The following is a 1,660-nucleotide window of genomic DNA, read 5'->3' on the forward strand; positions in this document are numbered from 1 at the left end:
CAGCAAGGAAAACTGCTCGCGAGCGACCTCGCGGCCTGGAAGCGCAAACGCGATGGCTGTGTTGACGTGCATTGCATCGACGGTGTTTTCGCTGAATGGAGCACTTTTGACAAGAATCGCAAGAACACTCCGACAGCGCCCGTCATAACCGCGTCGGAAGCACTAGGGCCCGCCCCCGGCACGTTGCCGGCATCTCCGGCCGCCGCTGACGCAAGCCAGCAATCGTCGGGTGTCCCCGTCGCACGACAAGGAAGCGCATTGGGCGTCGCTCTTCCTCAGCCGGTTGCATCGGATGCATCCGCACCGGCTCCAATTAGTGCGGCATCCGCGACCACGGCCACCTCGGGCGGAGCGTCGTCGAGTCCATTGGTTATCATTCTTGGCGTTCTGCTCCTTATCGTGATACTGAGCGTTGGCGCAATGATGATTTATCAAAAAAATCGCAAGAGATAACGGGTTAAGAGGACTACGACATGGCAGATAGACCGGGCATTAAAGCGCTCCTGTTCGACGTATTCGGGACGGTTGTCGATTGGCGCAGTGGCGTCGCGCGCGACTTGGGCCAGTTCCTAAGCCGTCATGCTGTGCCCATTGATTCCTTTGAGTTTGCAGATACGTGGCGACGGGAGTACACGCCGGCGATGGAAGAAGTACGAAGTGGACGGCGGCCGTTTGTCCGGCTTGATGTATTGCACAGGGAAAACCTGGTCAAGGTACTGACTGACCACGGCATTGACGTCACTGCGATATCAACGGAAGAACTCGACGAGCTGAACTACGCCTGGCATCGGCTCGACCCGTGGCCCGATTCCATTGAAGGCCTGCTAAGGCTCAAGCGCCGCTTCACGATTGCGCCGCTCTCGAACGGAAACATCAGGCTAATGGTGGATATGGCGAAACGGGCCGCTCTTCCTTGGGACGCGATCCTCGGTGCGGAAGTCGTTCGCGCATACAAACCGTCGCCACAAGTCTACCTCGACACGGTCGAAATCCTTTGTCTGAAACCTGAAGAAGTTTGCATGGTTGCAGCCCACAACGGCGACCTCGCAGCTGCTAGACAGTGTGGGTTAAAGACGGCATTCGTCATACGGCCGACCGAACACGGACCCGCACAACAGAGCGACCTGACTGCCGAACAGGTGTGGGATTTCATAGCAACGGATATGAACGACCTGGCGACAAAGCTGGGTTGTCCTACCTAGCTATCCGGACGTGCATCGACCCGAACCCTGATTATAAGTTTGCCACGCTCATTCAATCGCGACGTCTTCCCAGCGACCGGTTCGTGCACTCTCGACCGAGGCGGCGACGAACGCGAGGCCCTTTACTCCATCAATGGCGCCGGGGTAGAGCGTCGGCGTTCCGAGTAGATCGTGGTTAGCAAGCCTGTTAGCAACGCGGCTGGCGAACTCGGAATACAGGTTCGCGAACGCCTCGAAATAACCTTCAGGGTGTCCAATGGCAATTCGCGTTGACTGCTGCGCACCCTGGCTCGTCTCGGGGCCGAGCCTGCGTGTGATGGTCTGTTCGAATTCACCGACTCGCCGATGAACAAGTTTGTTCGGTTCCTCCTGGTGCCACTCAAGTCCGCCTTTGTCACCATGGATCCGGAAGCTCAAGCCGTGCTCGGAACCAGCGGCAGCATTGGTCACATAGAGCG

Annotated in this window: 3 protein-coding genes; 2 read left to right on the forward strand and 1 reads right to left on the reverse strand. The window is 57.9% G+C overall.

The window, feature by feature from the left end; all coding sequences use genetic code 11:
- Window positions 1–453 (forward strand): hypothetical protein (locus tag WCA53_RS23840; RefSeq protein ID WP_423916265.1); only part of this gene is annotated, 453 nt, incomplete at its 5' end.
- Between the two features lie 20 nt (window positions 454–473).
- Window positions 474–1,202 (forward strand): haloacid dehalogenase type II, encoded by a 729-nt coding sequence (locus WCA53_RS23845; RefSeq protein WP_423916267.1) that lies wholly within the window; start codon window positions 474–476, stop codon window positions 1,200–1,202.
- 48 nt (window positions 1,203–1,250) lie between these two features.
- On the opposite strand, the gene WCA53_RS23850 is transcribed toward WCA53_RS23845, so the two are convergent.
- Window positions 1,251–1,660: Gfo/Idh/MocA family oxidoreductase (locus WCA53_RS23850; protein WP_423916269.1), on the reverse strand; the 410-nt coding region annotated here is incomplete at its 5' end.

This window comes from Caballeronia sp. (assembly GCF_049581465.1).
Lineage (GTDB): Bacteria > Pseudomonadota > Gammaproteobacteria > Burkholderiales > Burkholderiaceae > Caballeronia.

Coding starts and splice junctions, on each gene's coding strand:
- WCA53_RS23845 (WP_423916267.1), top strand. CDS start 474: ATGGCAGATAGACCGGGCATTAAAGCGCTCCTGTTCGACGTATTCGGG.